Annotated in this window: 23 protein-coding genes and 2 tRNA genes; 14 read left to right on the forward strand and 11 right to left on the reverse strand. The window is 51.8% G+C overall.

The genetic code is table 11. From position 1 onward, the window contains the following. Positions 1-3 precede the first annotated feature (3 nt). Positions 4-918, forward strand: coding sequence for an NAD-dependent epimerase/dehydratase family protein (locus OXI60_08400; GenBank protein ID MDE0309833.1), 915 nt, complete (start codon positions 4-6; stop codon positions 916-918). A gap of 397 nt (positions 919-1,315) precedes the next feature. Here OXI60_08400 and OXI60_08405 read toward each other — a convergent pair whose 3' ends face one another. Further along, entirely contained in the window at positions 1,316-1,798 is a 483-nt protein-coding gene (locus OXI60_08405; GenBank protein ID MDE0309834.1) for a tRNA (cytidine(34)-2'-O)-methyltransferase, read from the reverse strand. Positions 1,799-1,854: 56 nt separating this feature from the next. On the opposite strand from OXI60_08405, the gene OXI60_08410 reads away from it, so the two are divergent. After that, the gene (locus tag OXI60_08410; protein MDE0309835.1) at positions 1,855-2,631 is read left to right on the forward strand and encodes a DUF1223 domain-containing protein; all 777 of its coding nucleotides are present in this window, start codon (positions 1,855-1,857) and stop codon (positions 2,629-2,631) included. A gap of 139 nt (positions 2,632-2,770) precedes the next feature. Here OXI60_08410 and OXI60_08415 read toward each other — a convergent pair whose 3' ends face one another. Further along, the gene (locus OXI60_08415) at positions 2,771-3,184 is read right to left on the reverse strand and encodes a CopD family protein (GenBank protein MDE0309836.1); all 414 of its coding nucleotides are present in this window, start codon (positions 3,182-3,184) and stop codon (positions 2,771-2,773) included. 421 nt (positions 3,185-3,605) lie between these two features. Here OXI60_08415 and infA point away from each other — a divergent pair, with 421 nt between their 5' ends. Next, positions 3,606-3,824 (forward strand): translation initiation factor IF-1, encoded by a 219-nt coding sequence (gene infA / locus OXI60_08420; GenBank protein ID MDE0309837.1) that lies wholly within the window; start codon positions 3,606-3,608, stop codon positions 3,822-3,824. 21 nt (positions 3,825-3,845) lie between these two features. Beyond that, a complete protein-coding gene (locus OXI60_08425) occupies positions 3,846-5,018 on the forward strand; it encodes a transposase (GenBank protein MDE0309838.1) in 1,173 nt (390 codons plus the stop codon). A 100-nt stretch (positions 5,019-5,118) separates the two neighbouring features. On the opposite strand, the gene rpmG is transcribed toward OXI60_08425, so the two are convergent. Further along, positions 5,119-5,304, reverse strand: coding sequence for a 50S ribosomal protein L33 (rpmG, locus tag OXI60_08430; GenBank protein MDE0309839.1), 186 nt, complete (start codon positions 5,302-5,304; stop codon positions 5,119-5,121). Positions 5,305-5,328: 24 nt separating this feature from the next. After that, positions 5,329-5,565, reverse strand: coding sequence for a 50S ribosomal protein L28 (rpmB, locus tag OXI60_08435; GenBank protein MDE0309840.1), 237 nt, complete (start codon positions 5,563-5,565; stop codon positions 5,329-5,331). Between the two features lie 122 nt (positions 5,566-5,687). Between rpmB and coaBC the strand changes: the two genes are divergently transcribed. The 6 genes from coaBC to doeB all read left to right on the forward strand — a co-directional run bounded on the left by coaBC (position 5,688) and on the right by doeB (position 11,561). After that, positions 5,688-6,911 carry a bifunctional phosphopantothenoylcysteine decarboxylase/phosphopantothenate--cysteine ligase CoaBC gene (gene coaBC, locus OXI60_08440; GenBank protein ID MDE0309841.1) on the forward strand — a complete coding sequence of 408 codons (1,224 nt, stop codon included), beginning with the start codon at positions 5,688-5,690 and terminating at the stop codon, positions 6,909-6,911. After that, complete coding sequence (gene dut / locus OXI60_08445; protein MDE0309842.1) at positions 6,880-7,335, forward strand: dUTP diphosphatase; 456 nt, start codon at positions 6,880-6,882, stop codon at positions 7,333-7,335. The genes coaBC and dut overlap by 32 nt, the downstream gene beginning before the upstream one ends. 197 nt (positions 7,336-7,532) lie before the next feature. Beyond that, on the forward strand, positions 7,533-8,381 hold the full coding sequence (locus tag OXI60_08450; GenBank protein MDE0309843.1) for a hypothetical protein: 849 nt from the start codon (positions 7,533-7,535) through the stop codon (positions 8,379-8,381). 18 nt (positions 8,382-8,399) lie between these two features. Then, entirely contained in the window at positions 8,400-9,422 is a 1,023-nt protein-coding gene (locus OXI60_08455; protein MDE0309844.1) for a homoserine O-succinyltransferase, read from the forward strand. Positions 9,423-9,562: 140 nt separating this feature from the next. Beyond that, positions 9,563-10,555: an ectoine utilization protein EutC gene (eutC, locus tag OXI60_08460; GenBank protein MDE0309845.1), complete on the forward strand. Its 993-nt coding sequence runs from the start codon at positions 9,563-9,565 to the stop codon at positions 10,553-10,555. Between the two features lie 13 nt (positions 10,556-10,568). After that, the gene (gene doeB / locus OXI60_08465) at positions 10,569-11,561 is read left to right on the forward strand and encodes a N(2)-acetyl-L-2,4-diaminobutanoate deacetylase DoeB (protein ID MDE0309846.1); all 993 of its coding nucleotides are present in this window, start codon (positions 10,569-10,571) and stop codon (positions 11,559-11,561) included. 148 nt (positions 11,562-11,709) lie between these two features. On the opposite strand, the gene OXI60_08470 is transcribed toward doeB, so the two are convergent. Continuing rightward, positions 11,710-13,257 (reverse strand): trimethylamine methyltransferase family protein, encoded by a 1,548-nt coding sequence (locus OXI60_08470; protein ID MDE0309847.1) that lies wholly within the window; start codon positions 13,255-13,257, stop codon positions 11,710-11,712. 448 nt (positions 13,258-13,705) lie between these two features. Between OXI60_08470 and OXI60_08475 the strand changes: the two genes are divergently transcribed. Both OXI60_08475 and OXI60_08480 read left to right on the forward strand, forming a co-directional pair. Beyond that, a complete protein-coding gene (locus OXI60_08475; protein MDE0309848.1) occupies positions 13,706-14,014 on the forward strand; it encodes a helix-turn-helix domain-containing protein in 309 nt (102 codons plus the stop codon). Next, positions 14,011-15,252 carry a type II toxin-antitoxin system HipA family toxin gene (locus OXI60_08480; GenBank protein ID MDE0309849.1) on the forward strand — a complete coding sequence of 414 codons (1,242 nt, stop codon included), beginning with the start codon at positions 14,011-14,013 and terminating at the stop codon, positions 15,250-15,252. Before OXI60_08475 ends, OXI60_08480 begins: the two co-directional genes overlap by 4 nt. A gap of 138 nt (positions 15,253-15,390) precedes the next feature. On the opposite strand, the gene OXI60_08485 is transcribed toward OXI60_08480, so the two are convergent. The 4 genes from OXI60_08485 to htpG all read right to left on the reverse strand — a co-directional run bounded on the left by OXI60_08485 (position 15,391) and on the right by htpG (position 18,972). Beyond that, positions 15,391-16,359 (reverse strand): threonine dehydratase, encoded by a 969-nt coding sequence (locus OXI60_08485; protein ID MDE0309850.1) that lies wholly within the window; start codon positions 16,357-16,359, stop codon positions 15,391-15,393. 38 nt (positions 16,360-16,397) lie between these two features. Then, a tRNA-His gene (locus tag OXI60_08490) sits at positions 16,398-16,473 on the reverse strand. A gap of 397 nt (positions 16,474-16,870) precedes the next feature. Beyond that, positions 16,871-16,948: transfer RNA gene (locus OXI60_08495), tRNA-Pro, on the reverse strand. 116 nt (positions 16,949-17,064) lie between these two features. Next, positions 17,065-18,972, reverse strand: a complete 1,908-nt coding sequence (htpG, locus tag OXI60_08500) for a molecular chaperone HtpG (GenBank protein MDE0309851.1) — start codon at positions 18,970-18,972, stop codon at positions 17,065-17,067. 203 nt (positions 18,973-19,175) lie between these two features. On the opposite strand from htpG, the gene OXI60_08505 reads away from it, so the two are divergent. Together OXI60_08505 and OXI60_08510 are read left to right on the forward strand one after the other, a co-directional pair. Next, positions 19,176-20,042: a UTP--glucose-1-phosphate uridylyltransferase gene (locus OXI60_08505; protein MDE0309852.1), complete on the forward strand. Its 867-nt coding sequence runs from the start codon at positions 19,176-19,178 to the stop codon at positions 20,040-20,042. 38 nt (positions 20,043-20,080) lie between these two features. Continuing rightward, positions 20,081-22,402: a xanthine dehydrogenase family protein molybdopterin-binding subunit gene (locus OXI60_08510; GenBank protein MDE0309853.1), complete on the forward strand. Its 2,322-nt coding sequence runs from the start codon at positions 20,081-20,083 to the stop codon at positions 22,400-22,402. A 64-nt stretch (positions 22,403-22,466) separates the two neighbouring features. Here OXI60_08510 and OXI60_08515 read toward each other — a convergent pair whose 3' ends face one another. Both OXI60_08515 and OXI60_08520 read right to left on the reverse strand, forming a co-directional pair. After that, positions 22,467-22,670, reverse strand: a complete 204-nt coding sequence (locus tag OXI60_08515; protein MDE0309854.1) for a hypothetical protein — start codon at positions 22,668-22,670, stop codon at positions 22,467-22,469. A gap of 112 nt (positions 22,671-22,782) precedes the next feature. Beyond that, positions 22,783-23,010, reverse strand: a complete 228-nt coding sequence (locus tag OXI60_08520; GenBank protein ID MDE0309855.1) for a hypothetical protein — start codon at positions 23,008-23,010, stop codon at positions 22,783-22,785. Positions 23,011-23,220: the final 210 nt, after the last annotated feature.

The raw sequence follows: 23,220 nt of genomic DNA on the forward strand, positions 1-23,220 counted from the left end.
AGCATGAATAGGACCGATATCAGTCAGTCTGTATCCAGCCCGGTTGTGATCGCAGGTTGCGGTTACACGGGAACTCGAATCGCTGCAAATTCCGTATCTGACGGGACCACAGTCATCGCACTTACAGCCAGTACGCGAGTTCCTGTTCAAGGTGTCGAATCGTTGCAATGCGACCTGGACTTGCCGCAGTCAAAGGATGTTTCGGCAGGGGATGGTGCTTGTGTGATCTATCTGGTTCCGCCGCCTCCGGAAGGAACCAAGGACACTCGGATTCGAAACTTCTTGAGCAACACCTTGGCAGAGGTTCCCCGGAAATTCGTCCTGATCAGTACCACGGGAGTTTACGGTGATGCTCGAGGGGACTGGGTTTGTGAAGACGATCCAGTCAATCCGCAGACAGATCGTGCCAGGCGCCGACTTGACAGCGAGCTTGTTGTGACAGACTGGGCTCGACAGAATTCGGTTGATGTGGTCATTCTTCGGGTTGGTGCGATTTACGGACCCGGCAGGGTTCCTGTCGAAAGACTGCGGCGGGGCGTCACCTTGCCACCCGCTGGCAGCAGCGGCTTTCTGAACCGAGTTCATGTGGACGACCTGACGGATGTATGCATGGCTGCGATGAGTTCGGATGCTGAGGGAATTTTCAACGTAACCGACGGACAACCATTGAGAATGATCGAATACATGAATCTGGTTGCGGAAATTTTCGATTTACCCCGGGTCATTGAATCCTCAAGTCCATCCGTACCTGAGTTGCACAGCAACTCATTGCGCCAGTATCTGAGCGAATCGCGTAAGGTCAATAACAGTCGCATGCTTGACGAGTTATCTGTCAACTTGCGATATCCGACTGCGAGACAGGGTCTGGAAGCGAGCTTTCGTGAGATGACACGTTCGGGTCAGCTGCATCAGGATTGAATGCATGATGGCACGTCGGGTCAACGGGCTGACCGGACGTGGCTGACGAGTGACATTTTTTCAGCAGTTCTCCTGTCTGCTGTCGATTGCCGCATGAAATACCCGGCTGGGCACGGCAACAACTGCCATTGCACACTGCTGCATCGCTGCTTCAGTGTCTTGGAAGCGTCTGGCAGTATTATGTCTGGAAATTACCCGCCATTCGAACCGGTTTCGTTAATGTCATCAGTGACAGCGGAATCAATACCCCAAATCCGCACATCATGACTGTTACGGCTAATATATATAATCATACACTTATAAAGTTTATTCTGCATAAATGAACTGTTGCAGAAGGGCGCGACACTGCCACCCCGAGAGCCCTGGAATTCGATGGGAAACACCGGGCAATGGTGAGTCAGTCTGAAACGCAGTCAGGAACATTCATGGCAAATCCGTTCTGTCTCCATGCTTCGTAGACCACGATTGCAACTGCGTTCGACAGGTTGAGGCTGCGGTTGTCCGGCAGCATCGGCAATCTCAGGCGATGCGCGGGGTCCACGCCGGATTTTACGAATTCCGGCAGCCCCGAGAGTTCTGATCCGAAAATCAGATTATCATGCGGTGCGTAATCGACGCCGGTGTAGACGTTTGAATGAAATTTCGAGAACGTGAAATTTCGACTGTTGCCGTGGATATCGGTGAAGTCCGAATAGGTGGGGTGTACACGAACATCGACCCATTCCCGGTAATCCAGCCCGGCCCGGCGCAGTTTCGAGTCTTCCAGCTCGAATCCCAACGGTTCGATCAGGTGCAGCCGGCAACCGGAATTCGCGCAAAGACGGATGATATTTCCGGTATTGGGCGGGATTTGAGGAGAAACAAGTACGACGTTGAACAAAATTGCAAGTAGAATAGGTCAGGATTGAAGTATTGATCGGATCATGGAGTCATATTATGTTAATTGGAAGGGCGTTTTTCCAGACACTGATCGTCGCAGGGATGGCTGTGACAACGATGCTGACTGCGACGAGTCTTGAGGCTGACTCCAAAGTCAAGCATGTTTTTGAGCTGTTTACCTCACAAAGCTGTTATTCCTGTCCGCCGGCGGAAAAATTGCTGGGCGAGATCATTGATGAGAACGATGAGATCCTTGGCCTTGAGTTCCATGTCGACTACTGGGACAACCTGGTCTATGGATCAGCGGGAAAGTGGCGGGACCCGTATTCTTCCGCCGAGTATAGCAAACGCCAAAGAGACTACAACCGACTGCGATTGAAAGGCCGCAAGGGAGTTTACACCCCGCAAATGATTGTGAATGGCAGACATGCCTTCGTCGGCAGCAAGATAAGCAAGGCGAACCAGCACATCAAACGGGAATCGGATCTGGTACTCGACCTGGATGCTGTCGTATCTGAATCCGGTGACCTGGTCGTCAGCGTAAAGGGCGAGCATGACACCAGGGCGAACGTCTGGCTGGTGATATACGAGATGAAACATGTTACCGAGGTGCCTTCCGGTGAGAACAAGGGAAAGACACTTGAGAATTTCAACGTGGTGCGCGATCTGAAGTCGATCGGAAAGTGGCGGGGCATGCCAGTCGAATATGAAACCGAAGTCGGGGTGCTGGATGAAAATCAGCATTGTGCGGTGATTGTTCAGCAGTACGACAGTTTCCTCCGCAGCGTTTCCGGCCCGATTATCGGTGCGGCAATTTGTAAAGTTGCGAGTTGACCTTTTTGTCCCAGCGACCTGCGAAAAAGGGTGCTGAGTGATTTGGGCTGAGAATCAATGCCAGCCCGGCATGGGCAGCAAGGTGATCCGCCGCACGGTTGAGACTCATCTGCCATCTTGCGACTGATCTGATCGAAGGCTACGTTGGTTTCAGGACAACCAACGCGACAATGGCAATCAGCAGGACGACCGGCACCTCGTTGAACCAACGATAGAACACGTGAGACCTCACATTGCTGCCTTTTTTGAAATCCAGCAGGTATTTCCAGCACCATAGATGATAGATGACCAGAACAATCACAAACAGCAACTTATAGAACAACCACGTACCTGTGAAGCCATAGTGCAGCCAAAGTGCCAATCCAGTCGCCAGTGCCAGTACAGCACTTGGAGTTGAGATTCCGAAGTACAGTTTTCGCTCCATGATCTTGAAACGCTCCCGACTGAGCTCATCTTCAGTCTGAGCGTGATAGACGAATAGACGCGGCAGGTAGAAAAGACCGGCGAACCAGGTCACAACGAAAACAATGTGGAAAGTTTTTGTCCAGAGCATATTGGGCATGAACCTGTCGGACGTGCGACAGTCCTGAATGAACAGGAAATTCATTAGGGAATTATAAACACGCCTCACCGGTCTGGACTGTCTTCCAATTCTATCGAGTCTGAAGATTTTCTTAAGTTGCGGGCATTGACACGCAACATGCCCGGAAACAGATTGACAATATGGATCTGCGCTTGATCGGACTCCAATCTGTGCGCCGAGTTGTGAGTCCAGCGGAGCCGTAAAACGCACCCTGCGTCCCCCTTTTTCGGCAAGTATGTACAACGGAAAAATCACATCTGCCTGATTTGAATCTCGGGTCTCCGAGCTTTATGGCGGAGGACCATAGTAAAATGTGATTTAATACGGTTGGATTCGGGATTGATTTCAACCGGAATTACACCACTTGGTCAGGAGGATTGACTCGTATATTGTGCCGAAAGAAGATCAGATTGAAATGAATGGCACTGTCCTGGAGACATTGCCGAACACAACGTTTCGGGTAAAACTGGACAACGATCACATCATCACAGCCCACATTTCGGGAAAGATGCGCAAGAACTACATTCGGATCTTACGGGGAGACCGGGTTGTCGTGCAGATTACACCATATGATTTGACCAAGGGACGAATTGTATATCGAGAACGGTAGTTCCCCCACAAGCCGCCAATAGTGAGTTTTTCAGTTTTTCAACTTCCCTGGTGGGGATATATCGTTGTCGCTTTAGCGCTGACGCATGTCACAATCGTCAGTGTCACTGTTTTCCTGCATCGCTGTCAGGCCCATCTGGCACTTGAGCTGCATCCGATTCTCAGTCACTTCTTTCGCTTTTGGCTTTGGTTTACGACTGGAATCGTAACCAAGGAATGGGTGGCGGTTCACCGTAAGCATCATGCTACAGTTGAATCTGAAGATGATCCGCATAGTCCCCAGCAGACCGGTATCAGTTCTGTTTTGTGGGGCGGATTCTTTCTGTATCGCCGGGCAGTCCGATTACCCGGAATTCTTGAAAAGTATGGCAAAGGCACTCCGAACGACTGGATCGAAAGGCATCTATACGGCAAGCATCATTACAGCGGACTGTTCTTGCTGCTTGCACTGAATGTACTCTTATTCGGTATCGTTGCGGGTTGTGCGATCTGGATCGTGCAGATGCTGTGGATTCCGTTTTGGGCCGCGGGTGTGATCAATGGAATCGGACATTACGCCGGCTATCGAAACTTCGACTTGCCGGATGCAAGTCGGAACATTGTACCGTGGGGGATCATTATCGGCGGCGAGGAGCTTCACAACAACCACCATGCGTATGCGTCATCTGCGCAGTTTTCAGCAAGAAAGTGGGAGGTCGACATCGGCTGGTGGTATGTGCGCCTTTTCAGTGCGCTGCGTTTGCTCGTAATCAATCGCAAAATTCCAGTTCTGGAATATCGAAGCGAACAACGACATTGTGATCTGGAGACCGTCAAGGCGTTTTCGGCGAACCGATTTCAGGTCATGTCGAATTACGTACGCGAGGTTGTACTGGATGTAATCAAAGAGGAAGTTCGTCTTGCCTCCGGTGAATACAAGAAGATGACCAAGAGAGCCGGGCGGCTGCTATCGGCGGAAGAAGGCAGGCTGAGTGAAAAAAATCGGCAACTATTGCGTCAGATACTGGCGTCAAACAAGAAACTGCATCAAGTCTATGTCATGAAAGAGAAACTTCGAGGCATCGCCATGAAGTCTTCGACATCTTATGACAATTTACGTCATTCGCTTGATGAGTGGTGCCAGTTGGCCGAACAGTCCGGTATAGACTCACTGATGCGCTTTTCCACGCGACTCAAAAGCAGTGTTTGTGCCTGATCGGCACGCACGGCAGATGCACAGGCTGCACATCATCTGCTGAAGAGGTTCCCGGGATGCGGACCGCCGATCCGACCTCGAACGGCGAAATCAGGTTCGACTATTTGAGCTTGCTTTCCTTATAAAGGACGTGTTTACCGGCAACAGGATCGTATTTCTTGAGTTCCAGTTTTCCCGGTGCGTTGGTATTGTTCTTGGAAGTCGTATAGAAATGACCTGTTCCTGCGGAAGAAACAAGTTTGATGTTCGCGCGTTTTTGTTTCCTTTCCTGTTTGCCTTCGGCCATGAATCCTGATCCTCCGTATTCAGTTTACACCTTGACGCCGTTCGAGCGAAGCTCGTCAAGCACTGCGTCGATTCCGTTCTTGTCGATGGTACGCATGGCCTTCCGGGTCAATCGCAACTTAACCCAGCGGTTTTCGCTTTCCACCCAAAATCTACGATAATGGAGATTGGGGCGGAATTGGCGCTTGGTCTTGTTCTTTGCGTTGGAAACGTTGTTTCCACTGGTTGTTTTCTTTCCAGTTAGTTGACAGACTCTTGGCATCGCATTTCGGGACGGTTGATTGAGACTTGGACGATAAAGCGGCACATTCTATACTATTGGGTCGACAAATTCAAAGTGGACATCACGTTCAGAGCGCAAGAAAAAGCAACCGGGGAAATTCGTTGACACTCGAAAATCGAAAAATACTGCTGGGTGTAACCGGTGGGATAGCGGCCTATCGGGCGGCAGAAGTCGTTCGTCGCCTGCGCGAAAGCGCAGCCGAGGTCAGGGTTGTCATGACACCGAATGCGCTGCAATTCATAACTGCACTGACGATGCAGGCGGTGAGTGGGCATCAGGTCAGGGTTGATCTGTTTGACGAAAGCGCAGAAGCCGGGATGAGTCACATCGAACTTGCCCGTTGGGCGGATATGATTCTGGTGGCACCCGCAACGGCAAGCTTTATGGCCAGACTTGCCCATGGCGGCGCTGACGATCTGCTTTCGACCTTGTGCCTGGCTACGCAAGCACCGGTTGCGGTGGCACCGGCCATGAATCAGTTGATGTGGAGCAATGCTGCAACTCAGGATAATGTTGGAATTCTGCAAGATCGCGGGATTCTCATATTGGGTCCGGGCGTCGGTGATCAGGCGTGCGGGGAATTCGGACCGGGCCGTATGCTGATGCCGGAGGAGATTGCGAATATTGTTGAGTCACATTTTTCCGATGGTATTCTGGCGGGTGTCAACTTGGTGGTAACCGCTGGATCGACGTGGGAGGCGATCGATCCGGTGCGCGGCATAACCAACCACAGTTCCGGAAAAATGGGGTATGCGATTGCGCGGGCAGCAGTTCAGGCTGGTGCGCGGGTAACCCTGATTTCCGGCCCGGCCAAGCAACCTGCTCCGACAAGTGTTGATCGATTGTTGCAAGTGACAAGTGCGAGACAGATGCTGCAGGCAGTTCTCGAACACATTGACAGCGCTGAAATCTTCATTTCCGTAGCGGCGGTGGCGGACTATCGACCGGTGACGGCTTCGCCTGACAAGATCAAGAAGCGTGATAGTGACTCGCTGCACATCGAACTTGCCAGGAACCCGGATATCCTGGCGCAGGTGAAGAAACACAATCCTGGAGTTTTTGCAGTCGGATTTGCTGCTGAAACCGGTAATCTGATTGCCGAAGGGAAGCGAAAACTGCTAGCCAAGGGGGTCGATCTGATCGCCGCCAATGATGTCGGTGGTGAGCAAGGCGCCTTGGGATCCGACACCAACACTCTCGAATTGATTGACCGTAGTGGAGTTGTCACCATTGGTCCGGCCCTGAAGACGGTCATTGCCGCACAGTTGATCGAACAGATATCGATCCGGTTTCATGCACAGAGTAAGCTACAAAATACTCGATAACCGAATCGGGAAGTCCATACCCCTGCCTGAATACTCAACCGAAGGCGCAGCCGGTTTGGATCTCAGGGCGTGCATTGACGGACCCTTGCAGATTGCGCCAACTGCCTGTGAGTTGATTCCGTCGGGTATCGCGATCGATATTGGAGATCCCGCCGTCGCCGCTGTGATATTGCCAAGGTCAGGGCTCGGACACAAGCACGGTATCGTTTTGGGTAATCTGGTCGGCCTGATTGATTCCGACTATCAGGGGCAGGTGTTTATCTCGTGCTGGAATCGAGGATCAGACGAGTTCACCATTCAGCCGGGAGACAGAATCGCGCAGATGGTATTTGTCCCGGTTATTCGCCCGCAACTCTCCGAGGTCAGTGAGTTTGATCCGAGCCTTCGTGCCGAGGGTGGATTCGGACACACCGGTGTGCGGTAAAGCGGCCACTTGGTTTTGGACTTCGACATGATAGTGCAATAATCATTCGAAGCGATGCTCGACGGATCTTTCCACAAATATTCCTTGATTCAGTCGACATCGGAGGACTGAACGGAATATCTCACCTTAATTCCGGAATCAGACTCGATGAGTTGCATAATATCGTCAATAGGTACTGACGCAGGAATTGAATCGCCATGAAGCTATCAGGTAAGGAATTTCGAGATTTGGATCGCAAAGCTGTCACGCTGATCGGAATGTCGGGTGTCGGTAAAACAACTCTGGCTCGCAAGTTGCCGAATACGTCATGGTTTCACTTCTCTGCGGACTACCGGATAGGAACCCGCTATCTGGTTGAGCCGATACTGGACAATATCAAGGAAAAAGCCATGGGAATTGATTTTCTGCGTGATCTTTTGCGCAGTGATTCTATCTACATCGGCAGCGCGATGACGTTTGATAATCTGGAATTGCTATCCAAATATGTCGGCAAGTTGGGTGACAGCAAATCCGGTGGACTCCCCCTGACCGACTTCAAGCATCGCCAGAAAATGCATTGTGAGGCAGAGGTGCAATCGATGCTGGACGTCGGTGAGTTTATCGGTAAAGCCAAATCCATCTACGGTTACGAACACTTTGTCAATGACTGCAGCGGCAGTATCTGTGAGCTGAATGACAATCGCGTGTTTGAGCATCTGGCTGAGCACACCTTGATCCTCTACCTGGCGAGTTCCAGTCAACTTGAACAGACGGTCATCGAACGACAGATCAGCCATCCCAAGCCTCTTTTTTACGATTCCGATTTTCTCGACGGCAAGTTGCGATCATTTATGGAAACAAACGGATATGTGAGTGAACAGCAGATTAATCCCGATCAGTTTGTACAGTGGATTTTCCCGGCTTTGGTTGAATACCGGCGGCCCAAGTATGAGGCGATCGCGTCTCGTTATGGCTATACCATTCCCGCCGATTCCATTGAGAGCATTCGAGATGAGCAGGATTTTGTTGATCTGGTTTGTGAGGCATTGGAATCATCTGACGAATGAACAGGGAGAACCTATCTGATGCCGCTTGTGCGGAATAATGGCCTGAATTCGTGGGACCTGCTCCAAAGGGAAGGATTGGACAGTATTCCCCCGAGGCAGATTGCGAGCGCGGACCTTCCTGAAATCCACATTGGTTTTCTCAACATGATGCCGGACCGCGCGTTTCGCGCAACGGAGCGACAGTTCCTGAGACTGCTCGCGAAAGGCGCCGATGATTGTCTGGTGCACATTCACCCCTTTGTGGTCAGCGGACAGAATCGAACCGACTATGTGAGGGGTTACATCGACCAGAATTACAGTTCATTTTCGGACAATCAGCCGGTGCGTTTGAATGCCTTGGTGCTGACTGGGGCGAATCCCGGCGAATCGGACCTGAGAGCCGAAGATTTTTGGCCCGAATTTGAGAGGGTCATCCGATGGGCGGACGAATGCGTTCCGACCATCATGTGTTCCTGCCTGGCGTCACATGCTGTGATTGATCTGTTTCATGGAATCAAGCGGACCCGATGCGAACCGGACAAGAGGTGGGGCGTGTATTCGCATCGCGTCATCAGTCCGAACCACCCTCTGGTCGCAGATATGGCGAGCGCTTTCGACTCGCCGCGCTCGCATGTCTTTGAGATGACTGCAACGCAATTGACGAGTGCCGGTATCGAAGTTCTGGCATACAGTCAGGACGCTGACTTCGATATCGCTGTGAGTTCAGATGGATTCAAGTGGATTTTCCTGCAGGGACATCTGGAGTATGACGCCGTCAGCCTGCTCAAGGAATTCAATCGCGAGGTGAAGCGCTATATTGCCGGAGAGCGATCCGACTACCCTGGATATCCGCTCAACTATCTGAATGACGCGGCCAGGGACAGACTTTCCCGTTTCGAAAGTGATCTTCTCGCTGCGATTGACCATTCGACCGAGTTACCGGCATTTCCGGAGTCTGAGGTTGTGCCCACTATTGTGAACACTTGGAAAGACAACGGACAGGTGCTTTATCGCAATTGGATTCGATCGATTGTTCGTCATGCGGTGACAGGACCGAATTGACACTCTTTTGTGTATTCGGCCTGAGTCAGTCCAGGGTTGTGTTGCGAACCGGATCGGAAATACGCATCGGCGATGCTCTTCGAGGCCATCTGAAATTTGCACTTCGATTTCTGAAAATCAGAAAAAGACTGGTTTGAATCATGTCGAAAATCAGGATTGTCACTGAATCCGAATTGCGCAAGGTCATCCGACTGGACATGGACGCGGTTGAGTGCATGGAAGGTGCGTTCACCGCACTGGCCGAAGAGGGTGCAGTCATGCCGCCGATACTGACCATGGCAATTGAAGAGTCGAACGGAGAGGTGGATGTAAAAACCGCCTATGTGCCGGGATTGGAGAGTTTTGCGATCAAGATATCACCCGGGTTTTTCGACAATTCCAAACTTGGTTTGCCGAGTACAACAGGATTGATGGTGCTATGTTCTGCGCAAACCGGTCTGGTGGAGGCGGTATTTCTCGATAACGGCTATCTGACGGATGTAAGAACAGCCGCGGCCGGCGCGGTCGCGGCGCGCTACCTGTCTCGGGAAGATTCGGCCGTTGCCTGTATCGTCGGTGCGGGTCAGCAAGCGAAATTCCAGCTTGAGGCGTTGTGTCTGGTGCGACCGATCCGGGAGGCGATGATTTGGGGCAGAGATATCAAGAAAGTGACCCCGGTTGCTGGAAAACTTTCGAAAAAACTTGGAATTGCTGTGCAGGCGGTTTCGGACCTCGAGAATTCGGTCAGTTCGGCAGACATCATTGTGACGGCGACACCGTCGGATTCACCATTGGTAATGGGAGAATGGCTGCAAAAGGGACAGCACGTCACTTCGATGGGAGCTGACCAGACCTCGAAGAACGAACTGCATCCACAGTGCCTGTCGGTTGCTGATCTTTACGTACCAGACCGACGTTCGCAAACTGAAAGACTCGGTGAGCTGCACCACGCCATTGTTGCCGGTACGGCAGATTCTGAAAGTCTGTTCCCGGAACTTGGCGAGATTGTTGGTGGTAAAGTTCCCGGCCGACTGTTCCCTGAAGCTATAACAATCTGCGATCTGACCGGTACAGGTGTACAGGATACTGCGATTGCAACCCAAGCCAACCGACGCGTGCAGCAGGCCGGCGTCGGTATCATGATGGAAACTTAAGAGGACGAAAGCTATGGAATCAAATCCGATTGCCCCGACTATTCCTTTCGACAAGGACGGAAAACACCATGGTTTCCTGAACCTGCCTTACAGTCGGAATGATTCGGCGTGGGGAGCGGTGATGACACCGGTATGTGTCATCCGTAATGGAAACGGCCCGACTGTGTTGCTGACCGGTGCCAATCACGGCGATGAGTACGAGGGACCGATCGCATTGCAGAATCTGGCACTGAACCTCAAACCTCGAGACATCAAGGGTCGGGTGATTATCGTGCCGATGTTCAACTACCCGGCTTTCCGCGCCGGGTGGAGAAACTCTCCAATTGATGATGGGAATATGAACCGGGTATTTCCCGGTAACCCCAAGGGATCTGTGACAGAGAAAATTGCCGACTATTTCAGTCGAACCCTGGTTCCCGAAGCGGACTTCGTACTGGATATCCATTCAGGCGGCAAGACTTTGGAGTTTCTCCCCCTTGCCTGTGCCCATGTGCTTGAGGACAAGCGACAGCAAGCTGCCAGTGTTGCTGCGATGCAGGCATTCAATGCACCGTACTCGTTGATTCTGCTCGAAATAAGCAATGTCGGCATGTATGACACAGAGGTGGAGAAGCAGGGGAAGGTATTCGTTACCACTGAACTTGGTGGGGGTGGAACGACAACGTCACGAACTGTGTCAATCGCCCGCAAGGGCATCCGGAACTTTCTGATTCACTGCGGAGTTCTTCAGGCGGAACCGGTTGTCCAATCTACCGTGAACCTCGACATGCCGGGCGAGGATTGTTTTGTTGTCTGCGAACACGACGGGTTGCTGGAACCCGAAGTTGATCTGGGAGATGAATTGAGCGAGGGTGATGTGATCGCCAGAGTCTGGCCATTGGATCGAACCGGGGAGCGTCCGATTGAATACCGAGCTCGTCTCAGCGGCATGGTTGCAGGTCGTCACTTTCCCGGGTTGGTGCAAGCGGGCGACTGTATGAGTGTCATCGCGGTGGTGCGAAAGTAGCCTGATATTCTCGATCACTTGCCTGATTTTGCTGAACGGACTGTTGCAGCGATGTGCCTCAAGCCGTTCGCCCGCGACACGGGGCAGCTGGTTCTGAGTTATCAATAGTCGAGACTTCTGTCAGACCGGGGTTTTGTGACGCGGTCATCTAGCTCGAATTGTGAAGCACCGCATCCTCCTGACCATTGGCGATTTCCTGTTTGCGCCGCTGCACAAACTCAGTCAGGTTCTCGACGACTGCCGGATCGATCGCGGGCGGCACGTATTCCTTGAGGAGTGACTTCCAGATCCTGTTCGCCCGCTGGGAGGCGACCACCGCCCCATCATCGTGCCATGTCTCGAAATTACGCCAATCCGACAGCAGGGGTGTATAGAAGATGTCCTCATATCGTTCCATTGTGTGCGCGGCGCCGAAAAAATGTCCGCCGGGCTGAACTTCAGCGATGGCGTCGACTGCAAGGGTATCCCGGTTCACTGCAATCGGTTCGAGTGACAGTGCCATCATTTGCAGGATTTCCGCGTCGATGATCAATTTCTCAAATGAGGCAACCAGACCGCCCTCGAGCCATCCGCCACCGTGGAGCAACAGATTTGTATGCGCCATCACTGCCGCCCAGATCGACATACAGGTTTCATAGGTGGCCTGTTCGTCGGGCGCACTTGATGCGTTAGGGCCGCTGGAACGGAAGGGAACCGAATATCGACGCGCAAGCTGCGCGCTGGCCAATGTCGTTCTGACATACTCCGGCGTGCCGAAAGCAGGAGAACCGGTCTTCATGTCCACGTTGCTCGAAAAGCTTCCATATACAATGGGCGATCCTGGACGGACAGCCTGAATCAGCACCATGCAGGCCAGTGCCTCGGCGTTTTGCTGAACCAATGCACCTGCCATTGTTGTTGGTGCCATCGCACCGAGAAGTGTAAAAGGTGTAACCACAACCGGTTGACCCCAGTTCGCGAATTCAATCATCGCGTCCGACATCGCCTCATCGACCTGGCGGGGTGAATTGACGTTGATGTTGCCGACCGTGACCGGTTGTCCAGTCAGCTGTTTCGGTGTCATGTTGTGAACGATGGCCATCATTTCCAATGCATCACGTGCCCTGTAGGGACCGATCATATTCGCCATCCACAGCCGGTCATGATGTGTGATCGCAGCCAGATATTTGTCGAGATGCCGGGATTCGGCCGGTAGTTCGAGCGGTTCGAAGGGACTCGCCCCACCTGAGTGAAATATCTCAAGCTGATGTACAAGTTTGAAGAAGTCCTTCAGATCCGACAGGGTTCCGGCGCGACGGCCGCGATCCAGGTCTGAAACAAAAGAAGGTCCGCCGACAGTGGCAAAATTAATGTTCGTTCCGCCGAATTCCACCGAGCGTTGAGGATTTCGTGTTCTGACCCGGAAGCGGGAAGGAATGGTTTTGATGGTGTCTGTGACCAGGTCCGGATCAAATCGGACCATCTGTTCGCTGTGATCAACGCTCGCGCCGATGGAGTGGAATATCGCCAACGCTCTGGAACTGAAAAACTTCACTCCGGCGTCGCGCAGGACATCGAGTGATGCAAGATGGATGGCCTCGACCTGATCGCCGGAAAGGATATCAAGAGGTGGATACGGATTCACGACTTCGCGCCAGCCCAGTCTCGGGATCATGTCAGCATTGCGATCTGGTCGCTGTCGGGATTTGCGCCGCATCAGATTGGCTCCAGCGTCGTTGGATCAGGTCGAGTGCCCGATCAGTCGAAGCCTTATGGAACAGGACCGATCACAATTTGTTATCGAATGTCGGATTCTCGTCGGGCAGTCTGTAGTTCGATCTAACTTCATGATGTGTATCAATTACCGCCTAAGACGGATTTATCAGAATTGGTCATTGTACCGACCAGATGCGGCGAAGAGGTGAAAATCATTGTGTGACACCCTATCCGCAACGGGTCGGATCTTGACGCAGGCGGCGACAGACGTTTTGGATTTGCCCGACATTGTGACGACTTTGCCGGCTTTCAGTTGCGAGAGGCTCGGGTATCGCATGAATTCCCAAACAAAACGCAAGACAGCACGAATTCTCTTCATTCTGTAAATCGTGGATAAATAATATTATAATAATAATTAAATTGAATAATCTTACATAAGTAATATAATAATGTTATTTCTTAACGCGACAAACGCTCAAAACCAATTGCGCGATCAGGTAGTCGCCAAGCGGCTGGAACAAGAACTGACTCAAAAGGGCTTGGCGCAACGCTCCGGTGTAAATCTCCATACATTGCGTAAGTTTGAACAGGGCGGTTCGATCTCCCTTAAGTCTTTTCTGAAACTTCTGACGATACTGGGTGGATTGGATGAGGTTGTTGCCGCGGTCAAGCCGCGCGCGGAGAACTTTAAGTCAATTGACGAGGTTCTGGAATCTCTCGAACCGCGCGCAATGCGAAAGCGAGGGCGGCGCACGTGACCTTTCATCCTGTCAGTGAATTGGAAGTAAATCTGTCCACCGCAAATCGCTTGATTCGTGTTGGTCGGCTGGCGGCGGCAAGAGGAAGAATATTTTTCGAATACGATGCTTCTTACATTGAAAAAGGATTCGAACTTTCTCCGATTCGGTGCCCGTTGGCTCCGGGTGTGAAAAGTTTTGACCGCCATCTTTTTGAAGGACTGCCCGGTCTTTTTTATGACAGCCTTCCCGATGGATGGGGACGTTTGCTGCTGGATAGAAAGATGCGCAAATTAGATGTATTGCCACAGCAGATGTCTCCGCTTGATCGATTGGCCCATGTCGGACTTGATGGAATGGGGGCGCTGGTCTACAAGCCTTGCGAGTCGGCAGATGGACTCGTCGGCGAACTCAATTTGGATACGCTTGCAGAAAGAATCGGCTACGTACTCGAAGGAGAATCGGGTGAGGTCATCAATGAACTGCTTAGTCTCAACGGATCATCAGCAGGCGCGCGCCCCGAGGCTGTAATTGGTGTCGATCCGGGCAAACGGAAAATAGTCTACGGAAAGGAACTTGCATATTCTGCCGGATATGAGCCGTGGCTGGTCAAGTTCGCGAATTCCAATGACGGTACGGATGCTGGCGCAATCGAATATGTTTACGCTGCAATGGCAATCGACGCCGGGGTGGACATGAAATGTGTTCACTTGTTTCCAGCACAAGACAATCCAGGGTATTTTGCGACAAAGCGTTTTGACCGCAACCAAGGCGAACGCATTCATTGTCATAGTGTTTGCGGATTGCTGCATTCGAACTTTCGAACACCATCTCTTGATTATCAGGATCTGATTCGACTGACTACAGTATTGACAAGAGACACTCACCAAGCTGAAAAAATGTTCAGATTGGCCGTCTTTAACGTTCTCTCTCACAATCGTGATGATCACTCAAAAAACTTCAGTTTTCTGATGGATTCAAATGGTGAGTGGCGATTGTCGCCAGCCTACGATCTGACGTTCTCGTCAGGTCCCAGCGGTGAACAGTCAACAATGGTGTTGGGAAAAGGAAAGAATTTTGAGATTGCCGATTTGGTCAACCTTGGGGTCGAGGAAGACTTCAACCGAAGTTTCATTGATTCTGTCATTGAACAAACCAGATCGTCGATTGCAAATTGGCGCAGTCTGGCTTTGAATCATGGCGTGGAGCCAGACAACATCCGCCTGATTCAGACTCGAATCAACGGGGCTGCACCATAATACAGCTGCAACAGATGCAAGCGGAAACCCAGATGAGGAGTTCTGTGTGCGAAGCTCATTGTTGCACGAAGACGCAATATACGTCCATCATTTGTTTATTGAATTGCAACTTCCCAGAACCCGGGGGTTGTCAGATGATTACGATACATTTTCCTTTGGAAAGGTTGAGCCCAATATTGTCTGGAACAGTTCTGAATCGATATTTCCACCCGATGCGATAATCCCGACTCGCTTGCCTGACATTCGGTCTTTTTCCTTGATCAGTGCCGCCAGCGTCGCAGCACCGGCACCTTCAACGACGTGATGTGTGTCAGAAAAGTAATTCCGAACGGCTTGTGCGATCTGCATCTCGGACACCGTGACGATTCTGGCTGCATGCTCAAGAATGATTTCCAGTGCCTGTTCGTCTGGAATTCTGACCGCGACACCGTCGGCGAAGGTGTTGGCCGAGTCAGTTGCGACGGTTTTGCGCTGCTCGAATGATCGAGCGTAACAAGGCGCATTCGCCGCCACCACACCAATAACTTCAGACTTCAGGTTCAATGCTTCGCGCGCCGCAATCACAGCACATATTTCGGACCCGAGACCGACCGGCACATAAACCGCATCCAGGTCTGGCACGGACCCGAACAATTCAAGCGCGTATGAGGCAACGCCCGTCACCAGTTGCTCGTGAAACGAAGGTACAAAATGCAAGTTCAGTTCACTCGCTTGCCGATGTGCGTATTCGCGAGCTTCATCGAAGTCGGCGCCGTGTTCGATGAGTTCCGCGCCGAAAGAACGCATTGCCCGGTTTTTAGACCAGCTGTTACCCCGAGGTGCGACGACGGTAGCCTTTTTGCCGAACAGACTCGCGGCATAAGCGACCGATTGGCCGTGATTGCCCCGAGTCGCGGTAATCACATGGTTATCTGATGTGCTGCCAAGGTAGTTGATTCCACCGCGGATCTTGAATGAACCGATCGGTGTGGTATTTTCGTGTTTGACCCAGACGTCAGCGGCACTGCGTTCACATAGCAAGGGCCAGCGGTATTGGGGTGTCGGTTGCATGTACTCATAAATGAGCGTCGCAGCCGCTTCCATGTCAGCAAGTGAGGGAAGGTGCACGGTGATCAGATCAGGTCAGCTGAGAATGGAAAAGGAGATGGGGTGGACGATGGGATTTGAACCCACGACGACTGGAACCACAATCCAGGGCTCTACCAACTGAGCTACGCCCACCACGGTTCGGAATTGAAGATTCTAATGAATGATCAATATGATTCTCTCATGCTTCCAGCGCGAAAGTCACAATCTGGCACGCCTGACAGGACTCGAACCTGTAACCTACGGCTTAGCTTACCACTACAGTTTTCACTGCCCGAAATGTAGGACTCAAACATCGTACAAAGCCGGTTTGTGGTCTGGACTATATCTTCACCGTCTCAGGTGGGGCACGTATAGTCTCTACGGATCCTATCCCATGAGATTGCGACAGTTTCCTCGGTATTGCCATCGCCACCACGCGTTAAGGTTTCACCGATACAGTGCCCTCCACTTTACAGGTTTATTTCCCTGTAAAGGCTCCTGTCGAAGGCCGTTGCTCTATCCAGTTGAGCTACAGGCGCTTAATTCACACTGGTCGGGGTAGAGGGATTTGAACCCCCGACCCCCTGCTCCCAAAGCAGGTGCGCTAGCCAGACTGCGCCATACCCCGCTAAAAGCACTAAAACTCAGTGAATCAATCGGATTCACCGAGTCGCGACAATGTCCGAAATTATACTGTCTGATTGGTTCCGATGTAACATCTTTGGGCTATCAGACGAATGCAGATCATGGCGTAACGATGATCGAAGGCTGATCCCCGATCGAGTTTGCGAGCAAGGCATTGACCCGCCTGACATAGTCAGAAGGTTTTTCCAGTATCGCGCCCTCACTCAGAGCTGCCTGGTCAAACAGCACATGCGCCCAGTCATCCAGATCGTCGTCTTTTTCAAGCAGATGCACGATCAGGGGATGCTCGGGGTTGATTTCCAGAATCGGCGACATCTCAAATGCGTTCTGTCCGGTTGCTTTCAGAATCCGGGTCAGGTTGCGACTTGGCGCGAATTCGTTGGCAACCAGGCAAGCAGGTGAATCAGTCAGCCTGGAAGTCGTTCGCACATCCGACGCACGCTCACCCAACGCCGACTTGAGCCTTTCCACCAGCGATTCCACTTCCTGACTGGCCTGATCTTCCTTGGGTGTATCTTGGTCATCGAGCCAATCCAGTGTAAGGTCGCCTTTGGCAATTGACTTAAGAGGCTTGTCCGCAAAGTCTGTGAGATGCATCACAACCCACTCGTCGATCGGGTCTCCCAACAACAATACCTCAATGTCATGTTTCCTGAAAATTTCCAGATGCGGCGAACCTTCAGCAGACGCATGACTGTCTGCGGTGATGTAGTAGATCGCATCCTGATTCTCCTTCATCCGGTCAACATAGTCCTGCAAGGAGGCAGTCTGGTCCGAGCCCTCAGTCTGGGTTGTTGAGAATCGGAGCAACTGTGCAATTGTCTCCCGGTTGTCTGAATCTTCGGTGACACCTTCCTTGAAGACTTTTCCGAATTGTTCCCAGAACTGCTGATATTTCTCAGAATCCTTTCCAGCCAGTCGCTTCAGCTCGTTGAGCAGCCGTTTAATGATTCCAGACTGGATACGTTCGATCTGCTTGTTTTTTTGCAGAAATTCACGAGATACATTCAACGGCAGGTCATCAGAATCGATAATCCCGCGCACAAACCTGAAATAGGAGGGCAGAAGATTTTCTGTGTCGTCCATGATATAGACCCGGCGCACGTACAATTTCACTCCCCGGCGCCGGTCGACATCCCAAAGATCATAAGGTGCTCGGGATGGAATGAACAGCAACGCTGAATATTCGAGTCGACCCTCAACCCGGTTATGCAGTCTCAACAGAGGCTTTTCCTGGTCGTATGACAGGGTCGTGTAGAAATTGTCGTATTCCTCGTCCGAAATGTCCTTTCTGGACCGAGTCCAGAGTGCGGAACCCGAATTTGCGAGTTCCCATTCCTCATCTTTTTTCGCGGTCGGTGCGTTTCGCAGACGAATCGGCAGGGAGACGTGGTCAGAATACTTTTTGATGATCCCCCTGAGTTTGTCAACGTCCAGGAATTCCTTGGCGTCCTTGCGCAAGGAGAGAATGACTTCAGTTCCATGACTCTCAATGGTTTCGTCTTCAATCGTATAACCACTGACTCCGTCCGACTTCCAGCTTACGCCGCTTTGTTTGGGTTGTCCGGCCTTGCGGGTGTGAATCTCAACGTGCTCGGCGACCATGAAGGCCGAATAGAATCCGACACCGAACTGGCCGATCAGATTGCTGTCATCGGTCTGATCTCCCGACATCGCTTCCATGAACTTCTTGGTTCCTGACCGGGCGATGGTGCCGATGTTCTCGACCACCTCATCGAGAGTCATGCCGACACCATTGTCCCGAATCTTGATGGTCTTGTGTCGTTTGCTGACTTCGACCTCAATCGAATAATCCTGCTCCTGCTCGAGAAGTGTCGAATCGGTGAGAGACTCGAAATTATGACGACCACATGCGTCAGAGGCGTTTGAGATCAGTTCCCGCAAAAACACCTCGCGTTCCGAATACAGTGAATGAATGACCAGATTCAGCAGTTGCTGAACCTCTGCCTGAAAAGAAACCTTTTCGTTAACTTGATCTTCCGCCATCTGAAAGAACTCCAATACCTACGGTGAAATTTTCAACTTAGATCGGGTTAAACTTGGATAATTCAAGCATAAGATGAATTCAAATGCTATAAATTTGTTGCTTTGGCCATGCAAAGCTAAGTTGACGGGGATTTTATCAATAAATAGGGAACCATGATGTTGCGATACGATCAATGCCCGCATTCAAGGTGTCAGCCCGACCGATGAGTGGATCTGTTCGTACCGTAGTACTTCCGATCGCCGGGCTCGGAACCAGATTCTTGCCGGCAACCAAGGCGATAACAAAGGAAATGCTTCCGGTTGTTGATCGTCCGCTGATTGAGTATGCTGTCCAGGAGGCGAGATCTGCGGGGATTGAGCGATTCGTTTTTGTTGTTTCGGCACACAGCGACCTGGTTGCCAAACACTTTTCCCGACAACCGGATCTGCAAAAAGTTCTTGAACACAAGGGAAAACTCCGTGAGTTGAGGTCGGTGCAGGAAAATGCGCTGGACCCGGACAGCATTCATTTTGTGATCCAGGACAAACCGCTGGGACTGGGACACGCTGTGCTCTGCGCAAGGGACGTGATTGAGGAGGATTTTTTTGCGGTCCTCTTACCGGATGATCTGGTTTTGTGGGACAAGCCCTGCATGCAGCAGATGGTAGAGTTGCACAATGATGTCGGAAGTTCCATCCTGGCTGTTGAACAGATCGACAACGACAATATCAGCAGTTATGGCGTCATCACACCGACTGAATCCTCAGGACGGGTTTACCGGGTCGATGGCGTTGTGGAAAAGCCAAGACCGGAGGATGCGCCATCCAATCTCGCTGCGATCGGACGGTATGTACTGGCGAGTCAGATATTCTCGCATCTTGAAAAAATCAAGGCAGGCCATGGGGGTGAGATCCAGCTCACTGATGCGATCAATTCAATCGCCTCCGAGCAGCCCGTCCATGCACTGAGATTCATGGGTACGCGGTACGACTGTGGCAGCAAGGCGGGTTACATTGCAGCGAATATCGCCTATGCACGACAGGACCCCGTCCTGATGGCAAAGGTGGCAGAATTGTCGGGGTCGGATTGACCACGCGTCCCTTTTGCGCACGCACTTAGTCCAGCGATATGAGAAATCTGATCGGCGAATCGTTATTGCGTGTTGAAGACGAGCGGCTGGTAACCGGCGCCGGCTGCTTTACGGACGATCTTCAGTTTGAAGGACAACTCCACGCGGTATTTGTCAGAAGTCCCCACGCCCATGCGCGCATCAAATCGATTGACATGAGCGTGGCTGCCGATTTGTCTGGTGTGAGGGCTGTCGCAAACGGCGAAACACTGGCAAAATCAGGGCTTCAACCGATCAATCCGCTGACTCGCAGTCCTGATTTTCCGATTTCGAACAGGGATGGCAGTGAATTGCCGGATGTCCGCAGATGGCCTCTTGCCAGAAACAAGGTACGGTTTGTCGGTGAAGCGGTTGCTGTAGTAGTCGCAGACAGTGCGATCCAAGCACAGGAGGCGGCGGAGCTGATTGATGTCGATTATGAGCCGTTGCCAGCAATCACCGACATTGACAATGCATTGGCGGATGACGCAGTGCTGATATGGGATGAGCTTGGCAGCAACCTCTGTACCGATCACGAAAACGGCGATCATGCAGGGGTCGACGAGGCGTTTGGTTGTGCCGTGGAAGTCATTACCGTTGAAGTGGATTTTCCGAGGCACACCCCCGTTTACATGGAGCCGCGTACCGTAATCGCTCGATTTGACACGGATCGCAATCGGTTTGAGATTTACTGCGGTGGTCAATCCCCACATTGGCATCAGCGCGGGATTGCTGAGATGCTGAACGTGCCGGAGAGTGCGGTTCGGGTCGTATCGCCTGATACGGGCGGCGGGTTCGGTGCGCGCACATCTCCGTATCCTGAATTTGCTGTCGTCGGCTGGCTTTCGCAGGTGACCGGCGCTCCGGTGAGATGGGTGCCCGATCGAACTGAGTGTTTCAGCACCGATATCCAATCGCGCGACCACAAGATGGAAGTCAGTCTTGCGGTCGATGCATCAGGCGATATGACTGCCATTCGAATTTCTAGTTTCTGGCGTGTCGGCGCTTACCTCCAGCCACGTTCAATGTGGTTGTATGCGAATTACATGAATCTGATGGCTTGCGGAGCATACAGGATTCCAGTCGCGCACTATCGGTTACGGGCTGTGTTTTCCAATACAGCATCGATTGGCGCTTTTCGAGGTGTGGCGCGCGCGGAAGTCTCGTATGCGATCGAGCGTGCTGTTGATGAGGCTGCCCGAAGACTGTCAGTCAATCGGCTGAGTTTCAGGCGCAATAACCTGATCAGGACCGAGGACATGCCTTGGAGGACAGCTACGGGAGCGGTTTATTCAGCGGGCGACTTTGTTGGCAATTTCAGCAAGTTATTGGCGTGTATTGACCAAGGCGAATATCTTCGCAGATATGAATCCTCAAAAGAGGCCGGCAAGTACAGGGGCATCGGATTTTCTGTCTTTGTCGACAGTGTCGGTGGGGCACCGAATGAATTTGCCGAAGTTCAGATTGACGGGGAATTTGTAAGTGCCTTTCTTGGTACGAAATCAATTGGAACGGGTCACGAAACCGCATTCGCCCAGGTTTTGGCCACTCAGCTGCAAATCCCGGTCGATCGCGTGCGAATAATCGACGGTGACACCGATCTTGTGAAAACAGGATCAGGAACCCATGCATCTCGATCACTCCGACTCGGCGGCACTGCAATGTTCCATGCGACACGGAAGGTGCTGGAAAAGGCGCGCGGGTACGCAGCCGAGCACCTGGAGGCATCTGAACGGGATGTTGAGTATTCGGCGGGTCGCTTCTGTGTAACGGGTACGGACCGCCGCGTTGGATTGTTTGAAATTGCGAAAAAAGTGACTGGCTGTGACGAGTCGCTGTCGGATTCTCATGAGCACTTTGCACAGGCTGGCATGTTTGCCAGTGGGTGTCATGCCTGTGAGGTGGAAGTCGACCCGGAAACCGGAGCGGTGACAATCGAGAGCTATATCGCAGTAAGCGATCCTGGGATACTGGTCAATCCCATGATTGCAAAAGGGCAGGTGCACGGTGGTATTGTGCAGGGCATCGGCCACGCGATTTGTGAAAAAGTGATCTATGGTCATGACGATGGTCAGTTGCTGACCGGCAGTTTCATGGACTATGCGATACTACGAGCCGACGAGGTGCCCGATTTTGTGACAATCTGGAATGCGATTGAAACCGATGAGAACCCATTGGGCGTGAAGGGTGTGGGGGAAATCGGCACGATGGGCGCACCTGCAGCTGTCATGAACGCAATCTCCGATGCATTGAAACCGCTCGGCATCACAGACATTCAAATGCCGGTCACATCGGAAAGTGTGTGGTACAGGATTCAGGGTGTAAGGCAAGCCATATCCTAAGTTCAATATCTTGGACAAGTCCGGTGGCCAGCGCGGTGCCGTTGAAATTAATGAATCGAGATGCTTAGTTTGAGTTGTTCAGCGTACTTTTGATTCTTTCAAGTTGGTCTTGGTCCAGGTCCGTAATCTCGCCAACGGTGCTACTGTCCAATCCCCTGCGAAGCAGTCGCTCCGCAGTCGTGATCCTGTTTTTGTCAATACCTTTCTGCCGGGCTTTCTGCCACGCCTTCTGTTCTCTTAACTCAAGACTGCTCAATGCCAATGCCATAACCTTATCGCTCCCACTCTCCTGAATCTAAAGATCTCGCAACCGCCCCATTGTCATCCTGGACAAGTCATCCGGCCAGTGCGGCACTGTTGAAATTGATGAATCGAGCCGCTTAGTCTGGGTCGTCCAGCGTGCTTTTGATCCTTTCCAGTTGGTCTTGGTCCAGGTCCATAACCTCGCCAACAGTGCTACTGTCAAATCCCCTGCGAAGCAGTCGCTCCGCAATCGTAGTCCTGTATTCGTCAATAACTTCCTGCCGGGCTTGCTTACAACCTTCCTTCCAACCTTCCTGCCACGCCTTCTGTTCTCTTAACTCAAGACTGCTCAATGCCAACGCCATAACCTTTTCGCTCCCACTCTTCTGAATCTAAAGATCTCGCAACCGCCCCATTGTCATCCTGGACAAGTCATCCGGCCAGTGCGGCACTGTTGAAATTGATGAATCGAGACGCTTAGTCTGGATTGTTCAGCGTGCTCTTGATTTTTTCCAGTTGATCTTGGTCCAGGTCCGTAATCTCGCCAACGGTGCTACTGTCCAATCCCCTGCGAA

This window comes from Acidiferrobacterales bacterium, from assembly GCA_028820695.1.
Taxonomy (GTDB): Bacteria; Pseudomonadota; Gammaproteobacteria; order Arenicellales; family JAJDZL01; genus JAJDZL01.